The sequence below is a fragment of the Nitratireductor sp. GISD-1A_MAKvit genome (assembly GCF_040819555.1).
Classification (GTDB): Bacteria; Pseudomonadota; Alphaproteobacteria; order Rhizobiales; family Rhizobiaceae; genus Nitratireductor.
In genome coordinates this window covers 1,872,728-1,895,771 of sequence record NZ_CP161920.1, presented here as the reverse complement: position 1 = coordinate 1,895,771, position 23,044 = coordinate 1,872,728, and the positions used below count along the sequence as shown (strand labels likewise).

General features: G+C 60.9%; 17 protein-coding genes and 3 pseudogenes. 10 read left to right on the top strand and 10 right to left on the bottom strand.

The genetic code is table 11. The features are described from left to right. Positions 1-138 precede the first annotated feature (138 nt). The 5 genes and pseudogenes from gpt to AB2N04_RS10320 all read left to right on the top strand — a co-directional run bounded on the left by gpt (position 139) and on the right by AB2N04_RS10320 (position 8,268). Positions 139-636 (top strand): xanthine phosphoribosyltransferase, encoded by a 498-nt coding sequence (gene gpt / locus AB2N04_RS10340; RefSeq protein WP_367718679.1) that lies wholly within the window; start codon positions 139-141, stop codon positions 634-636. Positions 637-917: 281 nt separating this feature from the next. Then, complete coding sequence (locus AB2N04_RS10335; RefSeq protein ID WP_367718781.1) at positions 918-1,385, top strand: NUDIX hydrolase; 468 nt, start codon at positions 918-920, stop codon at positions 1,383-1,385. Between the two features lie 119 nt (positions 1,386-1,504). After that, entirely contained in the window at positions 1,505-3,040 is a 1,536-nt protein-coding gene (locus tag AB2N04_RS10330; protein ID WP_367718678.1) for an inorganic phosphate transporter, read from the top strand. A 675-nt stretch (positions 3,041-3,715) separates the two neighbouring features. Further along, positions 3,716-7,463, top strand: a pseudogene (locus AB2N04_RS10325) (vitamin B12-dependent ribonucleotide reductase). Between the two features lie 340 nt (positions 7,464-7,803). Next, the gene (locus tag AB2N04_RS10320; RefSeq protein ID WP_367718677.1) at positions 7,804-8,268 is read left to right on the top strand and encodes a thermonuclease family protein; all 465 of its coding nucleotides are present in this window, start codon (positions 7,804-7,806) and stop codon (positions 8,266-8,268) included. A gap of 20 nt (positions 8,269-8,288) precedes the next feature. Here AB2N04_RS10320 and AB2N04_RS10315 read toward each other — a convergent pair whose 3' ends face one another. From AB2N04_RS10315 to AB2N04_RS10295, 5 genes are all read right to left on the bottom strand, one after another. After that, a complete protein-coding gene (locus tag AB2N04_RS10315) occupies positions 8,289-9,455 on the bottom strand; it encodes a fumarylacetoacetate hydrolase family protein (RefSeq protein WP_367718676.1) in 1,167 nt (388 codons plus the stop codon). Positions 9,456-9,517: 62 nt separating this feature from the next. After that, positions 9,518-10,120: a thioredoxin domain-containing protein gene (locus tag AB2N04_RS10310; RefSeq protein WP_367718675.1), complete on the bottom strand. Its 603-nt coding sequence runs from the start codon at positions 10,118-10,120 to the stop codon at positions 9,518-9,520. Further along, positions 10,117-11,484: an ATP-binding protein gene (locus tag AB2N04_RS10305; protein ID WP_367718674.1), complete on the bottom strand. Its 1,368-nt coding sequence runs from the start codon at positions 11,482-11,484 to the stop codon at positions 10,117-10,119. Before AB2N04_RS10305 ends, AB2N04_RS10310 begins: the two co-directional genes overlap by 4 nt. Beyond that, positions 11,466-12,146, bottom strand: coding sequence for a response regulator (locus tag AB2N04_RS10300; RefSeq protein WP_367718673.1), 681 nt, complete (start codon positions 12,144-12,146; stop codon positions 11,466-11,468). Before AB2N04_RS10300 ends, AB2N04_RS10305 begins: the two co-directional genes overlap by 19 nt. A 35-nt stretch (positions 12,147-12,181) precedes the next feature. Then, on the bottom strand, positions 12,182-12,871 hold the full coding sequence (locus AB2N04_RS10295) for a L,D-transpeptidase (RefSeq protein WP_367718780.1): 690 nt from the start codon (positions 12,869-12,871) through the stop codon (positions 12,182-12,184). Between the two features lie 212 nt (positions 12,872-13,083). Between AB2N04_RS10295 and dsbD the strand changes: the two genes are divergently transcribed. The 3 genes and pseudogenes from dsbD to AB2N04_RS10280 all read left to right on the top strand — a co-directional run bounded on the left by dsbD (position 13,084) and on the right by AB2N04_RS10280 (position 16,325). Continuing rightward, positions 13,084-14,901: a protein-disulfide reductase DsbD gene (dsbD, locus tag AB2N04_RS10290; protein WP_367718672.1), complete on the top strand. Its 1,818-nt coding sequence runs from the start codon at positions 13,084-13,086 to the stop codon at positions 14,899-14,901. A 2-nt stretch (positions 14,902-14,903) separates the two neighbouring features. Then, positions 14,904-15,731, top strand: a complete 828-nt coding sequence (locus tag AB2N04_RS10285) for a prolipoprotein diacylglyceryl transferase family protein (protein WP_367718671.1) — start codon at positions 14,904-14,906, stop codon at positions 15,729-15,731. Beyond that, positions 15,728-16,325, top strand: a pseudogene (locus AB2N04_RS10280) (DsbA family protein). The gene AB2N04_RS10285 and the pseudogene AB2N04_RS10280 overlap by 4 nt, the downstream one beginning before the upstream one ends. 49 nt (positions 16,326-16,374) lie before the next feature. Here the strand turns inward: AB2N04_RS10280 and AB2N04_RS10275 are convergent. After that, a complete protein-coding gene (locus AB2N04_RS10275; protein WP_367718670.1) occupies positions 16,375-17,373 on the bottom strand; it encodes a GH25 family lysozyme in 999 nt (332 codons plus the stop codon). Between the two features lie 370 nt (positions 17,374-17,743). Here AB2N04_RS10275 and AB2N04_RS10270 point away from each other — a divergent pair, with 370 nt between their 5' ends. After that, entirely contained in the window at positions 17,744-18,460 is a 717-nt protein-coding gene (locus AB2N04_RS10270; protein ID WP_367718669.1) for a L,D-transpeptidase, read from the top strand. Positions 18,461-18,471: 11 nt separating this feature from the next. On the opposite strand, the gene AB2N04_RS10265 is transcribed toward AB2N04_RS10270, so the two are convergent. Further along, positions 18,472-19,521 carry an aldo/keto reductase gene (locus AB2N04_RS10265; protein WP_367718668.1) on the bottom strand — a complete coding sequence of 350 codons (1,050 nt, stop codon included), beginning with the start codon at positions 19,519-19,521 and terminating at the stop codon, positions 18,472-18,474. 181 nt (positions 19,522-19,702) lie between these two features. On the opposite strand from AB2N04_RS10265, the gene AB2N04_RS10260 reads away from it, so the two are divergent. Next, complete coding sequence (locus AB2N04_RS10260; protein WP_367718667.1) at positions 19,703-20,128, top strand: META domain-containing protein; 426 nt, start codon at positions 19,703-19,705, stop codon at positions 20,126-20,128. Positions 20,129-20,130: 2 nt separating this feature from the next. Here AB2N04_RS10260 and AB2N04_RS10255 read toward each other — a convergent pair. The 3 genes and pseudogenes from AB2N04_RS10255 to AB2N04_RS10245 all read right to left on the bottom strand — a co-directional run bounded on the left by AB2N04_RS10255 (position 20,131) and on the right by AB2N04_RS10245 (position 23,021). Beyond that, positions 20,131-21,700: pseudogene (locus AB2N04_RS10255) on the bottom strand (trimethylamine methyltransferase family protein). 147 nt (positions 21,701-21,847) lie between these two features. Beyond that, positions 21,848-22,330, bottom strand: coding sequence for a hypothetical protein (locus AB2N04_RS10250; protein ID WP_367718666.1), 483 nt, complete (start codon positions 22,328-22,330; stop codon positions 21,848-21,850). 361 nt (positions 22,331-22,691) lie between these two features. Continuing rightward, positions 22,692-23,021: a hypothetical protein gene (locus tag AB2N04_RS10245; protein WP_367718665.1), complete on the bottom strand. Its 330-nt coding sequence runs from the start codon at positions 23,019-23,021 to the stop codon at positions 22,692-22,694. Between the last annotated feature and the right edge of the window lie 23 nt (positions 23,022-23,044).

Here is a 23,044-nt window from a genome sequence, read left to right as displayed (position 1 = left end):
TCAAATCCGGCCCGGCAATGATGAGCGGGTGAAAATTCAGCCCGGCCGCATGCCGGGCTTGCGCTCGGCATGCCTTTCCGGCTAATTCACCGCGCATTCCAACCTGTCGCCGTGATGCGCCCATGGAGTGCGATGCCGATGTCTCTTCCCGAAAAAGCATTTCCCGTTTCCTGGGATCAGTTTCACCGCGACGCCCGCGCCCTCGCCTGGCGGCTGGCCGGCGCCAATGGGCAGTGGAAAGCCATTGTCTGCATCACACGCGGCGGGCTGGTTCCCGCTGCAGTCATTTCCCGCGAACTTGGCATCCGGCTGATCGAGACCGTGTGCGTGGCCTCCTATCACGACTACACCGAACAGGGCGAGCTCAAGGTCTTGAAGGAAATCAATCCCGAACTCCTGAAGGAGGACGGTGAAAATGTCCTCATCGTGGACGACCTGACCGACACCGGAAAAACCGCCGCCATCGTGCGCGCCATGATGCCGAAAGCACATTTCGCAACGGTTTATGCCAAGCCGAAAGGCCGGCCGCTGGTCGATACATTCGTCACGGAGGTATCGCAGGATACCTGGATCTATTTCCCCTGGGACCTTGGCTTTTCATATCAGAAACCGATTGCCGAGGACCAACGCGGCTAACCGCCTCTTCATCCTCTCCTCCAGGTCCGCTGTTACCGGCGTCACAGCGCTTCAAACACGCACGATCATTGCGCCAAGACCTTGATTTTTGGTGTGAATCGATTATCTGTGCGTTTGAGCTTTTCGCATTTCGTGATTCGAACCGGAAAGCTGACGCGGAACTTTGACGCCGCCGCGCGCATGATACAGCGTAAAACAGTTACTCGAACAACAGCATTGGTTCAGGTATCTCTGCCTGAAAGAGGAGAAGTACGATTTTCACCTACGGCACTCGTTTGCGGCTGACCGAAACGGTCCGGCGTCTGTTCGGCGGGAACCCCCGCCAGGTTCAGGCTGCGGCCCTGCCGTGGCGCATTGCGGGAAGTGGAAACGCGATACAGATCATGCTGATCACGAGCCGCGGAACAGGGCGTTGGGTTTTGCCGAAGGGCTGGCCGGAGGGCGCCGAAACGCTTGCAAAGGCCGCCATGCGCGAAGCTCGCGAGGAAGCAGGCATCAGCGGCATTCCCTCAGACGACGAAATCGGTCGCTTCTACTATCACAAGACCGACGGAACAGGCGTTGAATGGCCCTGCGAGGTCGCCGTGGTACCACTTGAGGTCACAGAAGAGCTTCGCAAGTGGCCCGAGCGCAAGCAGCGCACGCGTCAATGGTTTTCCCCACAGGAAGCTGCAGCGGCAGTGAATGAGCCCGACCTCGGCGAACTCCTGATTGAATTTGCTCACAATCCACGGAAAATCGCTGCCTGAACGGCCTTTTTCGTTGTCCATACTTGCCGTGAGCGGGTTAGTTTCCTAACCCGTGGCGGAGTTCTTTTCCGCATGCCTTCACTGGACTATGGTGGAGCACGGCCCGAGATGGAAATCGCATGAGCGGCACGCCAACAACCCCACGCAAGCAGACACTCGACAAGGACCTCGACAAGCTGGTTCATGTCGAACAGGCCACGTCGACCGTTGCACGCGGCCTGATCGCCCCAGGCCTCGGTCTGCTCTTTCTCGCTCTCGTCGCCGTTTTTGCCGCCACCTACACGATCGGCGAGCCACGGGCCGTCATTATCGTGGCCGCAGCAGCGATCGGTGCCTACATGGCGCTCAACATCGGTGCAAACGATGTCGCCAACAATGTTGGGCCTGCCGTAGGCGCAAAAGCCATGACGCTGGGCGGTGCGCTGCTGATCGCTGCGGTTTTCGAAAGCGCCGGCGCTCTCATTGCCGGTGGCGATGTGGTGGACACCATCTCCAAGGGCATCATAGACCCGGCCGCAGTGGGAACACCCGAAGCATTCGTGCGCGCCATGATGGCGGCCCTGATTTCATCCGCACTCTGGATCAATCTGGCCACCTGGATCGGCGCACCGGTCTCCACCACACATTCGGTCGTGGGCGGCGTCATGGGCGCAGGCATCGCGGCCGCCGGGTTTGCTTCCGTGGACTGGACCACCATGTCGCAGATCGCGGCAAGCTGGGTCGTCTCTCCGGTGGTGGGCGGCATCATCGCTGCTCTGTTTCTCGCATTCATCAAGACAGCCATCATCTATCAGGATGACAAGATTGCAGCGGCGCGACGCTGGCTGCCGCTCCTAATTGCCATCATGGCGGGAGCCTTCGCGAGCTACCTGACACTCAAGGGCCTGAAGAAGGTGTTCGACGTCAGCGGTTCCGGCGCCGCGCTGATTGGTGCCGCATTCTTCGTGGTCACATGGTTCCTCGCCCACCTGTTCGTGCATGCACAGTCAGAGGGTCTGGAAAACCGCAACCAGTCATTGCGCCGCCTCTTCAAGGTGCCTTTGGTGATCTCCGCCGCGCTGCTTTCGTTTGCTCATGGTGCAAATGATGTTGCCAATGCGGTCGGCCCCCTGGCGGCGATCGTCGCCACGGTCAACGAAAGTGCGGTCAACACCACCGTTGCGATTCCTCTCTGGGTGATGGTGATCGGAGCTGCCGGCATCTCGATCGGACTGGTGCTGTTTGGCCCGAAGCTCATTCGCATGGTCGGAGAGCAGATCACCAAGCTCAATCCTATGCGCGCCTTCTGTGTTGCCCTGTCGGCTGCCATCACCGTGATCATCGCCTCCGGCCTGGGGCTGCCAATCAGTTCCACCCACACTGCCGTGGGTGCGATTTTCGGCGTCGGATTCTTCCGTGAATGGTACACGGCGCATTCCAGGCGCCGGCGCGCCTATCTCGAGCGCAAAGGCGTGCGCCTCAAGGCAGACAATGGCTCCGGTGAGGGCGACGATATCGATCTGGAGCTGCAAAAAACGTCCCGCGAGGAGATCGCCCGCCGCAAGCTGGTCCGTCGTGCCCATGTTCGCACCATCGTGGCTGCATGGGTCACCACCGTGCCTGCCGCGGCCGTGCTTTCAGGGGGCATTTTCCTTATCCTGGATCTCATTTCCTGAACCAACCCTCGGTTCGCGCAGGCTCCAGCCTCAGACAAACCGGTTCGCCAGCAGGCAGGTCACGGATTGTCGATGCCGAAAACGGTGGGTTTCCAAAACCGCAACCTTGTCTCGGCGCGTTCCCCATTATTCACACGCTCGACCCACAACATGTTGCGGTCACAATCGATCCTTTACCGACTCCTTGACGTCAGCAGACGAGTCGCCTTTTATGGGTAATGCACCTGCGTTCGTAGGGTGCGATTGGTCGGCGGCAAGCTGGTCGATTTTCCGATTTTGTACTGAGTTTCCGAGATCCGCCCCGAGTGCTCTTCGGGTGGATTGGCGCCCCTGTGCGCCAGCGGAAACGCGAGTGGGGCGCGCCGTGTCAACTGGCATAAAGAAGCTGTTAATACTACATTTAGTGTTTACGGATATTCTGCGCACCATATAGTGTGAATGTTCTGTGACGGTATCGTTGCAAGTGCGTCAGGTTGGGGGCGGTCTCGTTAACGCGGGACAATGACCTTGCGAAGGCCGTTTCACGGTCCACGCTAAGGCGCCAACCTTCAGTATAGGAGAGCTGTCCGCTCAGGCGGGCGGCAGTCGGCGGACACAGCGTCTGCGCGGTGAAAAATGTGATGAGGCATTCACCGTCGCAGACACTATATTTGGATTAGGGGCGAAGAGGACAAAATGCGCATCGAACGCCGGTTCACAAAGCAGGGCCAGAGCCCATATGCGGAAATTTCCTTCCGCAAGGCCACGAGTGAAATCAAGAACCCGGATGGCTCCATCGTCTTCCGGCTGGAGAATATCGACGTTCCGGCGCAGTTCTCCCAGGTCGCCAGCGACATCCTGGCCCAGAAATATTTCCGCAAGGCGGGCGTTCCCGCGCGCCTGAAAAAAGTGGAAGAGAACGACGTCCCCTCCTTCCTTTGGCGTTCGGTGGCGGACGAGGAAGCTCTGAAGGACCTGCCCGAGGATGAGCGCTATGGCTCCGAGACCAGCGCCGCGCAGGTCTTCAACCGCCTCGCCGGCACCTGGACCTATTGGGGCTGGAAGGGCGGCTATTTCGACAGCGAAAACGACGCCCAGGCCTTCATGGACGAGCTTTGCTACATGCTCGCCACCCAGCGCGTTGCGCCCAATTCCCCGCAATGGTTCAACACCGGCCCTGCACTGGGCCTATGGCATCGATGGCCCCGGTCAGGGCCACTATTATGTCGATCCCTTCACCGGCAAGCTGACCAAATCCAAATCCTCCTACGAGCATCCCCAGCCGCATGCCTGCTTCATCCAGTCCGTGGGCGACGATCTCGTCAATGAAGGCGGCATCATGGACCTGTGGGTCCGCGAGGCACGCCTGTTCAAATATGGTTCGGGCACCGGCTCCAACTTTTCGCATCTGCGCGGTGAAGGTGAAAAGCTGTCGGGTGGCGGCAAGTCCTCCGGCCTCATGTCCTTCCTGAAAATCGGCGACCGCGCTGCCGGCGCCATCAAGTCGGGCGGCACGACGCGCCGCGCCGCCAAGATGGTGGTGGTCGATGTCGATCACCCTGATATCGAAGGCTACATCGACTGGAAGGTGAAGGAGGAGCAGAAGGTTGCTGCCCTCGTCACCGGCTCCAAGATCGCCAAGAAGCATCTCGACGCCATCATGAAGGCCTGCATCAATTGCGAAGGCGCCAATGATGATTGCTTCGATCCGTCGAAGAACCCGGCGCTGAAGCGCGAAATCAAGGCCGCCAAGCGCAATGCCGTGCCGGAAAACTACATCCAGCGCGTCATCCAGTTCGCGCGGCAGGGCTACACCGATCTCGATTTCCGCACCTATGACACGGATTGGGATTCGGAAGCCTATCTCACCGTCTCCGGCCAGAACTCCAACAATTCCGTCTCCTTGAAGGACGACTTTCTGCGCGCCGTCGAGGCTGATGGCGAGTGGAACCTGATCAACCGCATCGACGGCAAGGTCGCCAAGACCGTGAAAGCCCGCGATCTGTGGGAGAAGATCGGCTATGCCGCATGGGCTTCTGCCGATCCGGGCCTCCACTACAACACCACCATGAATGACTGGCACACCTCGCCGGCGGCAGGTCCGATCCGTGCCTCGAACCCGTGCTCGGAATACATGTTCCTGGACGACACGGCCTGCAATCTCGCTTCGATGAACCTTTTGCAGTACCGCAACAAGGACGGCTCCATCGACATTGCAGCCTATGAGCATACGGTGCGCCTGTGGACCATGGTGCTGGAAATCTCCGTGATGATGGCCCAGTTCCCGTCCAAGGAGATTGCCAAGCTTTCCTACGAATACCGCACACTTGGTCTCGGCTACGCCAATATTGGCGGCCTCCTGATGACCTCTGGCATTCCCTATGATTCGCCTGAAGGTCGCGCCATCTGCGGCGCACTCACGGCGATCATGACCGGCGTTGCCTATGCGACGTCGGCAGAAATGGCCGGCGAGCTTGGCCCCTTCGCCGATTATGAGCGCAATGCGGAAAACATGCTGCGCGTCATGCGCAACCACCGCCGCGCGGCCCATGGCGAAAGCGAGGGCTATGAGAAGCTGGCGGTGAACCCGGTGCCTCTTGTCGCCGAGGACTGCCCCCATGATGACCTGATCGAGCATGCCCGCGCCGCATGGGACCGCGCGCTCGAACTCGGCGAAAAGCACGGCTATCGCAACGCGCAGGCCACCGTCATCGCGCCCACCGGCACGATCGGCCTTGTCATGGACTGTGACACGACCGGCATCGAGCCCGACTTTGCACTGGTGAAGTTCAAGAAGCTGGCCGGTGGCGGCTACTTCAAGATCATCAACCGCGCCGTGCCCGAAGCGCTGCGCACGCTCGGCTATTCTGAAAGCCAGATCGCCGAGATCGAGGCTTACGCGGTCGGCCATGGCAATCTGAACCAGGCGCCGGGCATCAACCCGACGACGCTCAGGGCCAAGGGCTTCACGGACGAAAAGATCGAGACGCTGAATACGGCGCTCAAGAGCGCGTTCGACATCAAGTTCGCCTTCAACAAATGGACGCTGGGCGAGGATTTCTGCAAGGAAACCCTCGGCTTCACCGACGAACAGCTCGACGATTTCTCCTTCGAGATCCTGCCGGAGCTCGGCTTCTCCAAGAAGGAAATCGAGGCAGCCAATATCCATATCTGCGGAGCCATGACGCTGGAAGGCGCGCCGCACCTCAAGGACGAGCACCTGCCCGTCTTCGATTGCGCCAATCCCTGCGGCAAGGTCGGCAAGCGCTATCTGTCGGTGGAAAGCCACATCCGCATGATGGCGGCTGCCCAGCCCTTCATCTCGGGCGCCATCTCCAAGACCATCAACATGCCCAACGAGGCAACGGTCGAGGACTGCAAGGAAGCCTATCTGCTTTCCTGGAAACTGGCGCTCAAGGCCAATGCGCTCTATCGCGACGGCTCCAAGCTCTCGCAGCCGCTCAATTCCTCGCTCCTGTCGGACGACGAGGAAGAGGCCGACGATCTGGTGGAAGAGCTGGTGGCAGCCCCCACCGCCGCCCAGGTCGCGGAGGTCTCCGAAAAAATCGTCGAGCGCATTGTCGAAAAGGTGGTGCGCGAGCGCGAAAAACTGCCCAACCGCCGCAAGGGCTACACCCAGAAAGCGGTGATTGGCGGACACAAGGTCTACCTGCGCACCGGCGAATTCGACGATGGCCGCCTCGGTGAGATCTTCATCGACATGCACAAGGAAGGTGCCGCCTTCCGCGCCATGATGAACAATTTCGCCATCGCCATCTCGCTCGGCCTGCAATATGGCGTGCCGCTGGAGGAATATGTGGAGGCCTTCACCTTCACCAAATTCGAGCCGGCCGGCATGGTCATGGGCAATGACGCCATCAAGAACGCCACGTCGATCCTCGACTATGTGTTCCGTGAGCTGGCGGTCTCCTATCTCGACCGTTCGGACCTTGCCCATGTCGACACGTCCGACTTCACCAACACGGCGCTTGGCCGCGGCATCAATGAAGGCAAGGCCCTGCCCTATTCCAAGGGCCTGACCCGTGGCGCACCGCTCAAGGTCGTCTCCGGCAAGTCCGGCGAGCCAAAGGGCTCGTCAGGCAGCACGGTGCGTGCGGTCTCGTCCGGGGCTACGGTGCACGCGCTGAAGCCGGCCGTTGCCGGCCTACAGGAAGAAGCCACCGCCTTCCGCCGCGACTATGAGGAGCGCGCCAAGGAACTGGCCGAAGACGTGGTGCAGGAAGGTGACATCAACGATGTCTTCACCGAAGCTGCCGCGGAAGAGGCTGCCGACGCCAAGAAGGTGGAAACCCACCGCCGCCAGCAGGCGATCATGCAGGGTTACACCGGCAATATGTGCTCGGAATGCCAGAACTTCACCATGGTGAGAAACGGCACCTGCGAAAAATGCGACACCTGCGGCGCAACGAGCGGCTGCAGCTGAATCCACTCGGCAACAGGAAATCCAGAGAGCCCGCACCAAACCGGTGCGGGCTTTTTGGTGCCCATGCTTCTTCCATGCTGAATCGTTTGGGTTCGTGCACTGCAATCGGTATTCCCCGCACCGAACTCAAAAACTTTCATAAAATTCGCGCTCCCACCAAAACCTCATATTCAACCCAGCCTGATCCACTGTCGCCAGGGAGCAGGCTATGGCGCGCATAATGCAATTTTCCACAAGAGCAGGCAGAAGCAACACTCCGTGGCACGCGGCCGCAAAACGCACAAGCCGGCACAAAGGCCGTTCCTCGCGCCCGTTTCAGGTGCTCAAGGACGGTTTCGGGTTGATTACGCTCGCTCTCATTGCCGGCTGGGCGGCGGCACACTATTCCATCATCCCCACGGACAGGATCTCAGGCCTCTTCAGCGCTCCCCAATCGCAGAGCCAGCCACATATTCTCCGCTATTTCTCGGTGTGTGGAAGCGGCAAGCGCATCAATTGCATCGTTGATGGCGACACGCTTTACATCAATGGCGAGAAAATCAGGGCGACCGGCTTCAACACGCCAGAGCTGTTCTCTCCCCAATGCGCTCAGGAAGCGAAACTGGCCCGCCGCGCACAGCGCCGTTTTCAGCAACTGGTCAATTCGGGCCCCTTTGAGCTCCGCCGCACGAGCCTGCGCGATCGTGATGTTTACGGAAGAAAACTCAGAACGCTTTATCGCAACGGCAAGCCCATCGGCGACCAGCTCATCGCCGAGGGTCTCGCGCATCGCTGGCGCGGTTTCAAGGAGTCCTGGTGCTCGTGATCAGCCCTGCGTAGCGCCTGTCACCCAAGAAGCCCCCGCCCCGCCAGATTGCGCATCAGTGCGGCTGTGCCAAAGGTCCAGGGCGGGCAATCGGTCGAAAGCCGCACCGTGTTGGTCAACGCCCCCAGCCCCGGGCTCGAAATCGTCACCCGATCGCCCACCTTGTGCGTGAACCCCTCGCCCGGCACGTCGCGGTCCTGTATCGGCGCGAAGAGTGTCCCCAGAAACAGCATGAACCCGTCGGGATACTGGTGATGCCGCCCGCAGGTCTGGGCGACCAGATCGAGCGGATCCCGGCTGATTTCAGCCATGGAGCTCTTGCCTTCGAGCACGAAACCATCTTCGCCTGTCACGAGAAGATCGAGCTCGGCCGCCCGCACGTCATCCATGCCATACCCCTCGTCGAACAGACGGATGAACGGGCCGATGGCGCAGGAGGCGTTGTTGTCCTTGGCTTTGCCCAGAAGCAGTGCGGAACGCCCCTCCACATCGCGCAGATTGACGTCATTGCCCAGCGTCGCGCCCTTGACCCGGCCCAGACTGTCCACCGCCAGCACGATCTCGGGCTCCGGGTTGTTCCAGCTGGAAACCGGATGTAGCCCGACCTCAGCGCCGTGGCCAACCGAGGACATGGGCTGTGCCTTGGTGAAAACCTCCGCATCCGGCCCGATGCCCACTTCGAGATATTGTGACCACACGCCCTCGGCGATCAGTGCACGCTTCACGGCTTCAGCCTTTTCCGAGCCTGCCTTCAGGTCCCGCAGACTGTCGCCGATGATCGCCTGGCAGCGCTCACGGATTGCCGCAGCCTTCGACGGGTCTCCGGCAGCGCGCTCCTCGATGACGCGTTCGATCATCGAGCGCGCAAATGTCACGCCGCATGCCTTTACCGCCTGCAGATCGTTGGGCGCGAGCAGGCAGGGGCTGGCTCCGCCTGTTGTCCCATCGGCCCTTTCTGCCGCGATCACCTCAAACGCGCCAAACAGGCTCCCGTTTTTGGCGCATTGGCGCGCATAACCCGCCGGGTCATCCATCTCCAGAAGGTCACGCATGGTTGGCGCTTCGCGAGAGGTAATGTCGATCAGCAGCCCGTCCTGCAGCACACAGAGGGCCGGCCCTGCCACATTCGGGTTCCAGACCCGCCCGACAAACACGCCTCCATCAGGAAATCCCGCAGCTTCAACCATCTCACCCTCCCCGGCAGTCAAGAAACCATGCCTGAATAGCAGAGATGCGCCCGGGAGGCGCCCTATTTCTCGGAGCGCGCCAGCGCCACCGCTGCCACGATCTCGTCTGGGGTGAGAGGCCGCCGATAAAGCCGTCTCCCGATCAGGAAAGCAGGCGTTCCGGCAAGCTTCAACGCCTTCGCATGCTTCTCGTTGCGGGCAATCAGGCCATCTATCGCTTCAACATGCAGATCCAGCATGTCGCGTACGGCTCCGGCGTCCGCCCCCACATTGGTGAGCGCGGCATCCACTCCGCCATGCGTCAGGCCGTTCTTCATGGCCATCACCGCATTATGCGCTGCTTCATAGGCACCAAGGGCAGCGGAAGCATGCACCATGCGCGAGGCATACCAGGCCATATCACCATTGATCGGCCAGTCCTTCATCACCAGCCGCAGATTGCCGTCAGACCGCACAATCTCCTTCAGCTCATGATGGATTGCCTTGCAGGAAGGGCAGAGATAATCGAAGAACTCGGCAATCGTCACGTCTCCTGCCGGGTTGCCCAGAACATGGAGCGCCGGGTCGCGCACCATGTCATCCAGGCTGGGCGCGGCGCGTGCGGCCAGCGGCGCAACCGCCAGCGCACCCGAAGCGCCAACCAGAAAACCGCGTCGGGAAATCAAGCCATCGTCTCCGCCTTTCGCACGGTCAGAATGGCGCGCAAACCGCCTTCCTCGCGGTTTTCGAGCGTCAGCGTTCCGCCCATGCGCACCATCGCTGCCTGCGCAATGGCAAGCCCCAGCCCGCTGCCGGATGCAGAGCGGTTCCGCCCGCGCACAAACTTCTCCACCACCTGTGAAAGCTCCGCCTCGGGAATACCCGGACCGCGATCCTCCACCAGGAAGCGCACGCTGTCTGCCACCTCTTCCACCCGACACACCACGCCCGAGGTTTCCGGTGCATGATTGAGCGCATTTTCAATGAGGTTGCGCAACGCTAGCGAGAGGAAGTGCGGCTCGACATGAACCTCGTGTGCGTCCTCGCCATCCGCCTCCACGTTCAGTCGTGTCTCTCCCCGCGCCAACGGAAGCTCCGCCATCACACTGCGCATGAGCGCACGCACGCTCACGGTTTGCAGGATAGGCTCACTGTCGTTTGTCTCAAGGGCGGTCAGGTCGAGAAGCTGCTTCACAAGCCGGCTCGTTCGATCCACGCCCATGGTGATCTGCTGCAGCGCATTGGCATGCAGCGCCGGGTCCTCGCTCGCCAGCGCGATCTGCGCCTGCGTTTTCACGCCAGCCAGCGGTGTCTTCAACTCATGGGCGGCAAAGGCGGTAAAACTGCGTTCGCGGTCGCGCACATCTTCCACCCGTTTAAAGAGCCCGTTCAGTGCATTCACCGCTGGCGCAATCTCCTTCGGCAGATTGTCGGCCTGCAGCGGGCGCAGATCGTTTGCCGCACGTTTCGACAACGTGTCCGCCATATCGTTGAGAGGCGAGAGCCCCCGTCCCACGGAAACAAGGATGACGCCCGCCAGAAACGGCAGGATCAGGAGTGCCGGCACCACCAGTCCCTTGATCACGTCGCTCACAAGGGTTTCTCGGATCCGGAGGCTGTCCCCCACCATCACGCGCACGCCGAGTGACTGATTTTCCACGGTGAAGACGCGCCATCGCTCGCCATCCACCGCGGTCTCTGAAAACCCGGTTCCTATCTCGGTCAGGCGGGTCTGGGGGGCGTTTTCAGAGCGCCCCACAAGGCTCCCCTCCAGTGACCAGATCTGGCATGAGAGCTGGCGCTCATAGGGGCGATGAGTTTGCTCGAACTCCCCAACCACATGGCGCGCCGCTCCTTCCTCCAGCCCCACTTCAATTCGATGGTCGGAAAGAAGCGAATTGACCATTCGCGCTGCTTCCATCAGCCGTGCGTCGAGAACCCTTTCCACTTCGGCCTGGGTGCTGAGATAGATCCAGCCAACGGCAAGCAGCCAGACAAGCCCCGTCGATCCCATCAGGATCATGATCAGCCTCAGTCGGATGGATCGCATGCTTTTGCCTCCGTGAGCCGATACCCCACCCCGCGCACGGTGCGGATGAAGCCGGCTCCCAGCTTGGAGCGAAGTTTATGGATGTGCACCTCCACGGCGTTGCTCTCAACCTCTTCCTGCCAGCCATAGATGGTTTCTTCGAGAGCCGGTTTGGAAAGGATGCTTGCCGGGCGCTCCATAAGGGCCGCCAGAAGCGCGAATTCACGCCGCGTGAGGTTCACCAGCTCCCCGTTTCGTGCAACCGTCTGGCTCGCCGGGTCGAGCGTCACGCCAGCCCAGGCGAGCGTGGCGCTGGGGCGGCCCTTGCCCCGCCTGACCGCGGCGCGCACGCGTGCTGCCAGTTCATCGAGGTCAAACGGCTTCCCCACATAGTCGTCCGCACCAGCATCCAGTCCGGCAATACGGTCTGGGATCTGATCCCGTGCCGTCAACAGCAGAACCGGCGTCGCATCGCCCCGGCCACGCAGGCTCGAAAGCACGTCCAGACCCGAACCATCCGGCAGCATCAGGTCGAGCACGACGCCGTCATAAGACTGGGTGTCGAGCGCTGCAAAGGCATCCTCGCAACTGGCCACGGCATCGACCGCAAAGCCGGCAAGACCCAGCCCCACCGTCAGCCCGTCCAGAAGCAGCGGATCGTCTTCAACCACCAAAAGTCGCATCGCTCGCCTCGCTCGCACCGGTAAGGAACCAACCGTCAGGTCACCAGAAGATGCTGCATCTTCGGATCGGGTATGACGACAATAGGGCTGCCATCCCTGACATGATCGTGCAGGTGAATCACATCCTGGTTGATCAGGCGGATACAGCCGGATGAAACCGCCTTGCCGATGCTCCACGGCTCCGGCGTGCCATGAATGCGGTAAAGCGTGTCCTTGCCGTTGAGATGTATGTAGAGCGCACGTGCCCCGAGCGGATTGCGCAGACCGGGGGGCATGCCGCCATTGGCGATGCTGTAGGGCTCCAGCTCCGGCCGCCGCGCCACCATCTCGTTTGGCGGCGTCCAGCGCGGCCACTCGCGCCGATAGGCCATGATTGCACGGCCCGCCCAGGAGAAGCCGTCTCGTCCAACGCCGATGCCATAGCGCGTCGCCCGATTAGGTCCGGTGACGTGGTAGAGATATCTGTTCGGTGTATCCACGATCAGCGTTCCCTTCCGCTCACTCGTCGGATAGCTGACATCCTTTCGCCACCAGCGCTCATCCAGATGTCTGATATCGACTTCGGGTATCGGAAAGCGCTCATTCGGCATCGCGTAATACATCGGCGGAACAACGCGCCTGGGCTTGGGCGGCTCAACCACCTTTGGTGCAGGGCGCTGCGGCGTCGCCACGCATCCCGACACTGCCAGCGCGCCGAGCCCGGCCAGAAAGCCCCGCCGCGGCATGGCCGTTGCGTCAATCAATCCCTCATCCGGCAGATCGGCACCACACACATCACTGCCCGTGGCTGCACGAGAATGCGCCATGCTGAAAACTCCTTGCTGTTGTTCCAGCCGCCAAGACAACACTCACCTTAAGGCTGCCTTAAGTTGATACGTACACTGCAGGCAACAGTCATATGAACCGGACGCACGACAACACCATCCGAAGTGAACGAATGAAGAAAATCCTGCTCGCACTTGCGGCTTTCCTTTTTGTCAGCCTCATGCCTGCCCCCGAAACCGCGATGGCCCAGAGCTCCAGACCACTGCCCGTCGAAGATGCCTTCTCGCTTGCGGTAAAACGCACGCAAGACGGCACGCTGGCCCTCAACTGGCAGATCGCCGAAGGCTATTACCTCTATCGCGATCACATCGGCGCGTCGCAGGACGGCGCGGAACTGCCGCTCGAAACCGGCCCCGGCATCCGCAAGGACGACCCCACATTCGGCCTCTCCGAAGTCTATTACGACGAGGCGAGCGCGCGTCTTTCCCAACAGGTCTTCGGCACATTCGACATCACATTTCAGGGCTGTCAGGACGGCGGTATCTGCTACGCACCCGAAACCCGGCGGGTAAACGCCCTTACGCTTGCCGTCATCAAGCCGCAGCCGCCGCAGGCCACAGCGCCCGTGGAATGGGTCACGGAAGAGGCGCCTGCCGCAACGGCACCCGCCGCCAGCGAAGACACCGGTTTCGCACTTGCCGAAGATGACGGGCTCATCCAGTCGCTGCTTGGCCGTGGCGGTGTTTTTCTCGTTCTCGTCAGCTTCCCGCTTTTTGGCCTGCTTCTCGCCTTCACCCCTTGCGTCTTTCCCATGTACCCGATCATGGCCGGCGCGCTGGCGCGCGAAGGAGACCGTCTCACCGCATGGCGCGGCTTCGAGCTGTCCTCGATCTATGTGATCGCGCTGGCCTCGGCCTTCGCGCTTTTGGGCGCTGCCGCCGGCTGGTCCGGTCAGAACCTACAGCTCGTTCTGCAGTCGCCCGTCACGATTGGCATCCTGTCTGCGCTCTTTGCCATTCTCGCGCTGTCCATGTTCGGCCTGTTCGAGCTGCAATTGCCCACCGCATGGACAAGCTGGGTGGCAAACCGCACGGGCGGCGTTGGCGGCTCACGCCGCTCCGCCGCCATTCTCGGCTTCTCGTCCGCCCTCATCGTCGGCCCCTGCGTCACCGTTCCGCTTGCCGGCGCACTCCTCTACATCGCCCAAACCGCGGATGTGGCTTTGGGGGCGGCAGCGCTTTTCGCCCTTGGCATCGGCAAGGGCATTCCGCTCATCATCATGGGCACGCTTGGCGGCAAGGCCCTGCCGCGCGCCGGCGCATGGATGGAAAGCGTCAAGCGCGTGTTCGGCTTCGGCTTCCTGGCCACCGCCATATGGACGGCAACGCCGCTTTTGCCTGCCGGCCTCGATCTCGCGCTCTGGTCCGCCCTTCTCATCGCCATCGCAAGCTTTGCCTTCAGCGCAAAGATCACCGAGACGACGCCGCTCGCCGCCATCCGCTCGGTTGGCGCGCTGTCGCTCATCTACGGCATCATCCTGATGCTGGGAGCCGCGTCCGGCGGTACCGATCCGCTCAAGCCGCTGGCCCGGATCGCAGAGCGCAGCGAGGCATCCGCCCCCGCTCGCGAACTCGTTTTTGGACAAACCGGCTCGATTCCCGAGCTCAAGGCGCAGCTCGCCAGCGCCGGCGGCGCGCCCACCCTCGTCTATTTCACCGCCGACTGGTGCGTCACCTGCCGCGTCATCGAGCGCTCCGTCCTGCCGGATACCGGCGTCATCAACAGTCTCGACGGTTTCCAGCTCATCAAGGCCGACCTGTCGGATTTCAACGACGAGAACGGTGCCCTCATGAAAGCCCTTGAAGTGGCAGGCCCTCCCACCATGCTCTTCTTCAACGCCGCAGGCCGCGAAGTTGCCGGCACCCGCCTCATTGGCTCCATTTCGGTGAAAAAACTGATCGGCTCGGCCAAAACCGCAGAGGCGCTCTGATCATGAACGCCGTTTCTCTCGGGCCGCTCGTCCTTGCGGCAGACCGCTTCGCGGTCGTGCTCGCCATCTTTGCCTTCCTCATCGTCACCGGCATCATGGCGCGCAGGGTGGACGAACGCTTCAATGCCTGGTCCTGGTGGGCGTTTCTCGGCGGCATCATCGGCGCGCGCCTCGGTCATGTGCTCATCAACTTGGAAAGTTTCGCGCCCGACCCGCTGCGCATTTTTGCGCTCTGGCAGGGCGGCTTCTACTGGCCAACAGGCGCGGCCGCCGTTATCGTCAGCCTGCTTGTCATGCTGCCCACAGGCCGCCAGCGCCTCTGGGCGGTCCTGCCGCTCGCCCTCTCCCTCATCGTCTGGAACACGACATGGCAGCTCACCGGCGGCACCGACCCGCTCGCCGTCCCGGATCAGGCGTTTGAAACGCTGGAGGGCAATGGCTACCGCCTCGAAGAGCACAAGGGCACGCCGCAGGTGGTCAATCTGTGGGCGACGTGGTGCCCGCCCTGCCGGCGTGAAATGCCCATGATGGCCGACATCGCCGCCTCGACGGACGGCGTCACCTTCGTCTTCGCCAATCAGGGCGAAGGCCGCACCGCCATCCAGCGCTATCTCGCCGCCTCCGGCCTCTCGCTCGACACGATACTTGTCGACCAGTTCAGCGATCTGTCGCGCTTCTACAGCGCACCCGGACTGCCCGCCACGCTGTTCATCGACGCCGACGGCGTCCTGCAACACGCACATCTGGGCGAAATCTCACGCGAGGTGCTCGTCGAAAAGATCGAGGACCTCAAAACCAGCATCAGCCCATCAGGAGACACAAGGCCATGATGAACCGCCGTACCCTGCTCGTCGCCGGCGCAGCGACGCTCGTCACCGCCGCCGGTCCGGCCCGCGCCCAGCTTTACCCGACCGTCGAAGAGGTTCTGTTCGATCCCGAGATCCCGGTCATCGGCAATCCGGATGGCGACGTCACCATCGCCGAGTTCTTCGATTACCAGTGCCCCTATTGCAAACGCGGCCACCCGGACCTGCTCGACGTGGTGCGTGAAGACGGCAATGTGCGGCTGGTGATGAAGGACTGGCCGATTTTCGGCGCTCCGTCCGTCCATGCGGCACGCCTCGTTCTCGCCGCCGGCCCGGACTATGAAGCGATTCACAACGCCCTAATGGCCACGCCCGCCCGACTGACCAGGGAAGAAGTCGACCAAACGATCGCCAACGCGGGTCACGATCCGGAACAACTCATGGCAAACTTCAAGAAAGACCGCCAACGCATTGAAGGGATTCTCTCCCGCAACATGGATCAGGCCAATGCGTTCGGCTTCAACGGCACGCCGGCCCTTCCTCTTCAACACGAAAATGCACTATGGCGCGATGCCGCGTCAGGCCATCGTCGCCGCCATTGCCGAAGCCCGCGGCTAACAAAAAAGGGGCGCAGAACGCGCCCCCGAAAACCCCTCGTGCGTGGCTTTCAGCCCGCCACTTTCCCCACCCAGCGCCACCAGGCGCTCTCGTCGCCGTGGAAAACGTTGAGATCAATCTTCCCGTTCACGCCCTGGCTCAGGCCCGATCCCGAATACTGCCAGAACACCCAGTCACGGCCCGGATAAACCTTCGAGGGATGCTCGGCCACGGCACGCAGCCAGAAGGGATGGTTCGGGAACGCCCCCTTCAGATTGTCTTTGTAGAAATCCGGTGCGGTGTAGATGATGGGACGTTGGCCATAATGGCGCTCCAGCCGGTCGAGGAAGACCTGCATCTTCTCCAGAACTTCCGCGCGCGACGGTTTCCACTTGCAGCTCGACTGGTGGTTCCACTCCACATCCAGAACCGGCGGCAGCGCGCCCTTCACCTTGGGCACATTGCGAATGAACCACTCGGCCTGATCGGATGCCTTCCGGCACCAGAAAAAGAAGTGGTATGCCCCGCGGCGAATGCCCGCCTTTGCGGCTCCGTTCCAGTTTTTCTTGAACATCGGATCAAGGTGATCGACACCGTCCGTCGCCTTGATATAGGCGAAATTCGCGCCGCGCGAGCGCAGCTTCACCCAGTCGATGTCACCCTGCCAGCGCGAAACGTCAACGCCGTGCACCGCATGATGTTTTGGTGTCACCTTGCCGAAATTGATCGGATGCGCATCACCGAACCGGCTGCGATAGACCTTGCCGGTCGAGGAGCTTTTGGGACGTAGGGTCGGCTTGGGTGGCGCAACCATCGCCACCTGCTCGAACGCCGGGGCGGACACGCGGTCACTTTCCGCAATCGCGGTCATTCCGGCGTCACTGAGATGCCTGGTTTCGGCCTTTTCCACGGCCCCTTCCGGCACACCGACATCCGGTCGGACAATGGAGCTTGTGATTTCCGGCGAAGGCGGATCAACCTTGAGTGCTGTTTCGATGCTGGGGCCACCCGTGCAGCCAGCCAAAGCGAGTGAAAAAACGACAGGTCGAAGGAACGCAGGGATACGCATAGACGATCTGCATGAGTTCGAGGAACTGGGAGAGCCGGCGCCCATTCACCGGCCGAATACGTAACACTACGGTAAACTTACCAATAAAGTTTGAATCATCCTGTTAACCACGCCATCACGATGCGCCGCGCGCCTGCGCATCCCCTCGTGCCACCCTGGCCGACCACCTGCCAGTGTGTGAAAAATGTCTCAGCCGTCGACAGGAGTGTCGCCTTGTCTGAATAATTCACTCGGCATGGCGTTCCTTTGCCGAACTTTGCCACAATTCGTGGGAAAGCGCTTGGTGAGCCGCCGCGGCGACGCATCACCTTCCAAACCGTGTCGCTGATTATCCTCACGGCGAACCACAGGCATTCATAAGGAGAGTTCCTTGTCTCACACGCATCCCACCTGTGCCACGGCACGTGCAGCACGGCTGTTCCTGCTCATGCTCCTGCCCATGTTCACGGCGGCGTGCTCTGTCACCGCGCCCCGCAGCAACATTCCCACGGCAGATGTGCCCGGCCCCATGCTCTCCTACTATCAGGACATGTATAGCGAGATTGAGGACAACGGCATCGTCATCCCCGCGGTGGACGTGACCAAAATGGACCGAAAATACCTGCGCCAAATGGTCGATTATCCGACGAGTCAGCCGGTCGGAACGATCGTCGTGGACCCCGAGAACCGATTTCTCTATCTGGTCATGGAGAGCGGCAAGGCAATGCGCTACGGCATTGGCGTGGCAAAGGCAGGACTGGAGTATCAGGGCGATGGCGTGATCGGTCGCAAGGCCGAATGGCCGAACTGGGCGCCAACCCTTGCCATGATAGAGCGTGAACCCGAGCGGTATCGCCCGCTCGCCGTGGGCATGCTGGGTGGCCTTGCAAACCCACTGGGCGCCCGCGCGCTCTACCTCTACAAGAACGGCAAGGACACGCTCTACCGCATTCACGGGACAACCGAACCTTGGTCGATCGGCAGATCAGTGTCCTCGGGCTGTATCCGCCTCCTCAATCACGACATCATCGATCTGTACAAACGCGTTCCACGCGGAGCACGCATGGTGGTGCTGGGCAGCGGTCAGCCGCAGCCCGGCACGGTCTGAGCAGGTCCTGCTCAGAAACTGGGATTTCCGATCTTCTGGTGCAGGTCGTCCACCGCTTCCTGCATCTCATCGGTCCAGGTCACCTCCAGTGCATCCAGCGCCTCTTCAAGCTGCGCCATCGAGGTCGCACCAATGATGTTCGATGTCATGAATGGACGCGAATTGACAAAGGCCTGAGCAAACTTGGCAGGTGTTAGTCCGAAACGGCGCGCCATGGCATTATAGGCCATGGCAGCCTCCGGACCGCCGGGTTTCTCATAGCGCTGAAGGCGATCGAACAACACCTTCCTCGAACCTTCGGGCATTGCACCATTGTCATATTTGCCCGTGAGGTACCCCTGCCCCAGCGGCGAATAGGCCAACAGGCCCACCTCTTCTCTCTGGCAGGTTTCAGCCAGGTTCACCTCGAATGTCCGATTGAGAAGATTGTAAGCATTCTGCAACGAGACCACGCGCGGGCCAACGCCCCGGTCAGCCTCCGCAATGTAACGCATTACCCCCCAGGAGCTTTCGTTGGAAAGGCCGAAATGACGGATCTTTCCAGCCTTGACCAGATCGTCAAACACGGCCAGCGTCTCTGCAATTGGCGTCTCGTCTGCCAGGGGCTCAGCGGGCACTGTCACCCGTGTGGGGTTCGAGCCAAAGGGTATTTTCCGGTCGGGCCAGTGGATCTGATAGAGATCGATATAGTCGGTCTGCAAGCGGCTGAGGGACTTGTCGATCGCATCCATGATGTCGGCACGCACGAGTTTGGAGGGCCGGTCACCGCGAAACCATTCATTCGCCGTACGCCCCACCACCTTTGACGCAACGATGATCCGGTCCCGGTTCTTGCGCGCCTTCATCCAGGTCCCGACATATTCCTCAGTGCGCCCCTGCGTGTCGGGCTTTGGAGGGATCGGATAGAGTTCGGCCATATCCAGAAAGTTCACGCCGCGCTCTGCCGCGAAATCCATCTGTTCATGGCCTTCCGCTTCAGTGTTCTGTTCGCCGAATGTCATCGTGCCAAGGCAGATCTGCGAAACAAGAAGATCGCTGCGTCCAAGACGGCGCTTTTCCATGGAAACTCTCCGAATATTGAAATCCGACGCGAACGCGCCGTCTGCGCCATCATATTCGGCCTGATGCGACACGCAAGCGCTCGCTGGCCTGCCTGGCTTACCCGAAATGGGGCCACAATCCCATGACAGACAATTGCAAACACGGTCGGCCAAGGCCGGCAAGCGCAATATGGAGTTGTTCATGTACCCCGGTCGTCCCGCCTCGTACGTCTTTCTCGCTCTGGCCAAAAGCCCTTTCTTCGCAACCATGGCGACAGGGCAGCCCGTTCTTGATCAGATCAGAAACGTTGAATGGGTGGTTGAAGACATCGATGGCGGCGGTATCATCGATGCGTCCCGCGTCACTCTCACATTCTCCGACGATGGTCGGCTGACTGGCCATGCTTCCTGCAATCGCTATTTTGCGAACTGGACCGCCGAAAACGGACGACTATCCATCGGTCAGGCTATGTCCAGCAAAATGGCATGTGCGGAAGCTTTGATGTTCCAGGAACACAGGTTCCTGTCCATCTTGCCACAGATCGAACATTACACGCTCACCTCTCAGGGCGCACTGGTGCTGGAAACAAAGGACGGTCGCTCGCTCAAGGCCTTCCCTTCGGGCTGACCTCAGGTGAAAGCATCGGGCATCGATTCCTTCCGCTTCGCCATGAAATCCAGCAACCCCTCTTCAATACCCGGATCGAGAGCAGGGGCCTGATAGGTTTCAAGCCAGCGCCTTGCGAGTTCGTTGGCTCTCTGCGCCGAAGTCTTCTCTCCTTCCGCCGACCATTGCTCATAGGAATTGTTGTCGGCGATGGACGAGCGGTAAAACGCAGTCTGAAAATTCGCCTGGGTGTGAGCACAGCCGAGATAATGGCTTCCCGGCCCCACCTCACGGATCGCATCCATGGCCTGACCATTCTCCGACAGATCGAGCGGTTCGCAAATGCGTTGCTGCATGCCCAGCTGATCGATGTCCATCATGAACTTCTCATAGGATGACACCAGCCCCCCTTCCAGCCAGCCTGCGCCGTGGAGCACGAAGTTGGTGCCGGAGAGAACCGTCGAATTGAGCGTATTGGCACTCTCATATGCGGCCTGTGCATCCGGAATCTTCGACCCCGTCAGGGATCCACCGGTGCGGAAGGGAAGCCCCAGACGCCGCGCGAGCTGCGCGGCCCCCGTAGGATACGAGGGACGGTTCAGGCGTTCCAAAAGTCGGTGCGCCCGACTGCATGGAGATCGATGAGGCGAAGGTGCCAAACACGACAGGCGCGCCCGGACGCACCAATTGCGTGAATGCCGCTCCGGCCATCACCTCGGCCAGAACCTGCGTCAGGGTGCCGATCACCGTCACCGGGCTCATCGCCCCCGCAAGGATGAACGGCGTAACAATGCAGGCCTGATTGGCCCGCGCGTAGATCTTTGCCGCTCCAAGCATGGTCTCGTCGAAAACCATGGGTGAATTGGCATTGATCAGATTGATGACCACCGTGTTCTGGTCCACGAACTCTTCGCCGAACAGGATCCTGGCCATCGCAACCGTATCCTCGGCACGATCAGGCGCGGTGACAGACCCCATGAAGGGCTTGTCGGAATAGCGCATATGCGAAAACACCATATCGAGATGGCGTTTGTTGACGGGAACATCAACGGGCTCGCAAACCGTCCCGCCCGAGTGGTGGATGGACGGCGCCAAATAAGCGAGTTTGACAAAATTCCGGAAATCCTCAATCGTCGCATACCGGCGCGCGCCATCCAGGTCGCGCACGAACGGGGGACCGTAGACGGGCGCAAAAACCGTCGCGTTGCCGCCGATTTCCACCGAACGTTCGGAATTGCGTGCATGCTGCGTGAAAACCGAGGGCGCCGTTTGCAGCAGCCTGCGACATAGTCCTCTTGGGAAATGAACCCTGTCGCCCTGCACATCCGCGCCCGCCTCCTTCCAGAGGGAAAGCGCTTCCGCGTCATCACGAAACTCGATACCCGTTTCTTCCAGAACAGTGTCTGCATTCGCCTCGATGAGAGCCAGCGCCTCCTCGTCGAGAACCTCGAACGGTTTGAGTGACCGGCGAATATAGGTCAGTTGCGGGCCGGGACCGGCACTCGTCCGCGCAGCTCTGCGGGCGGCAGCGCCGCCACGTTCACCACGCCCCATCCGCCCCCTGCGCGTCCGATCCTGCGGTTCATCGTCCATGGTTGCCGTCATCGCAAAAGCTCCACACCAGGCTCGTCAGACAAGACATGCCCCGACACTAGCGCGTACGGACACAACCTCCGTTCCGCCAGCGGCACATGGTGTCGCAAGTGACCTTGAGCCGACGGAAAAAATGAACCTCGATGCCTACTGGCGGCCCACGTCGGTCCAGCCGCCGCTCTCGGTCCAGTCAACAGCTCCCGCCCCGCCAGGCACGGTTTCCCCCGGCTTTGCGGCGAGCCCCTGCTCCAGCAGCTTCACCTCAAGCTGCAGGCGACGAAGCTCAAGCTGGTAGAGACGGTCGCAATCAAGCCGTTTTGGCTGGCGCCCCAGCGGAATAACCAATCGACCGTAGGTCGAAAGCGATGCCCGGTCGTCGTGCACGCCATTGCCGATCACACCTGCATCGATAAAGCTGCCCCCGTTGGACATGGATGCACGACAGGTCGTGCCATCAGCGGCGCGCACCTCGTCAAAACCACTGGGCGAGGAAACACCGGGAAGTGAAATGCCTGCCTGGTTCTGGTTGATGACATGGCCCCTGTCCGAGGCGTATGCAGCGCCTGCGTGTACCAAAAAAGCAAAGATGAACCCGCCCATCATAAGCGACGGGCAATGAATTTTCCGCATATCTGAACCTTCATTCCGAGGCTTTTCCCTGAAACCGGGATGCTTTCTGCGCAAATGCGCACGCGTCTTTCACGTTTTCCCTCAAACCCCACCAGGACCAGCACCGGGCGAGTAGCCCCGGCACCAAGCGCGATTTTGGCAGGCGTTACCCGTGCATCAATCGACCTGAACTCCGCGTCATACACACGAACAGCCAGATTGATGCGATGTCTGTAGGGATTGCTTGGATAGACCCGGACAGCAAAGCTGTCCGAAACACTTCTTATCTCACCACGCATGGGTGACATGGACTGGGCGTGGCTCTGCGCAAGGGGCAGAAACACCGCTGAAAACAGGAAACAGAAGAGCCTGAACATCGCGATCACTCGCACGTCAGGGTGACATAGGCCTCATAATCACCCTGCCCGAAGACCACATGATCCGTCATCGCGCGCAGATCCACGCTGAGCTGGTTGGCACCGGCCCGCAGAAGCGTTTTCATCTTTCCAGGGATTTCCGAGCCCGTTGTAGCACCCGCAATTCGGTATTTCGTCCAGAAAGTGATGGGACCGGCGCCACCCGGAGAGGTTGAAAAGGCACTCGGGGCTTTCAGCGAGACCTGAAAGCCCTGACCAGTGGTATAGACCACCGCAGTTCCCGGACGCCCGCCCGGCACCGCGCTGTCGAGCGCCATCAGGCCATCCCGAACCATGGACCCTTCGCCTGTGACCTCAA

Coding starts and splice junctions, on each gene's coding strand:
- gpt (WP_367718679.1), top strand. CDS start 139: ATGTCTCTTCCCGAAAAAGCATTTCCCGTTTCCTGGGATCAGTTTCAC.
- AB2N04_RS10330 (WP_367718678.1), top strand. CDS start 1,505: ATGAGCGGCACGCCAACAACCCCACGCAAGCAGACACTCGACAAGGAC.
- AB2N04_RS10315 (WP_367718676.1), bottom strand. CDS start 9,455: ATGGTTGAAGCTGCGGGATTTCCTGATGGAGGCGTGTTTGTCGGGCGG.
- AB2N04_RS10305 (WP_367718674.1), bottom strand. CDS start 11,484: ATGCGATCCATCCGACTGAGGCTGATCATGATCCTGATGGGATCGACG.
- AB2N04_RS10300 (WP_367718673.1), bottom strand. CDS start 12,146: ATGCGACTTTTGGTGGTTGAAGACGATCCGCTGCTTCTGGACGGGCTG.
- AB2N04_RS10295 (WP_367718780.1), bottom strand. CDS start 12,871: ATGCCGCGGCGGGGCTTTCTGGCCGGGCTCGGCGCGCTGGCAGTGTCG.
- dsbD (WP_367718672.1), top strand. CDS start 13,084: ATGAAGAAAATCCTGCTCGCACTTGCGGCTTTCCTTTTTGTCAGCCTC.
- AB2N04_RS10285 (WP_367718671.1), top strand. CDS start 14,904: ATGAACGCCGTTTCTCTCGGGCCGCTCGTCCTTGCGGCAGACCGCTTC.
- AB2N04_RS10275 (WP_367718670.1), bottom strand. CDS start 17,373: ATGCGTATCCCTGCGTTCCTTCGACCTGTCGTTTTTTCACTCGCTTTG.
- AB2N04_RS10265 (WP_367718668.1), bottom strand. CDS start 19,521: ATGGAAAAGCGCCGTCTTGGACGCAGCGATCTTCTTGTTTCGCAGATC.
- AB2N04_RS10260 (WP_367718667.1), top strand. CDS start 19,703: ATGTACCCCGGTCGTCCCGCCTCGTACGTCTTTCTCGCTCTGGCCAAA.
- AB2N04_RS10250 (WP_367718666.1), bottom strand. CDS start 22,330: ATGCGGAAAATTCATTGCCCGTCGCTTATGATGGGCGGGTTCATCTTT.
- AB2N04_RS10245 (WP_367718665.1), bottom strand. CDS start 23,021: ATGGTTCGGGATGGCCTGATGGCGCTCGACAGCGCGGTGCCGGGCGGG.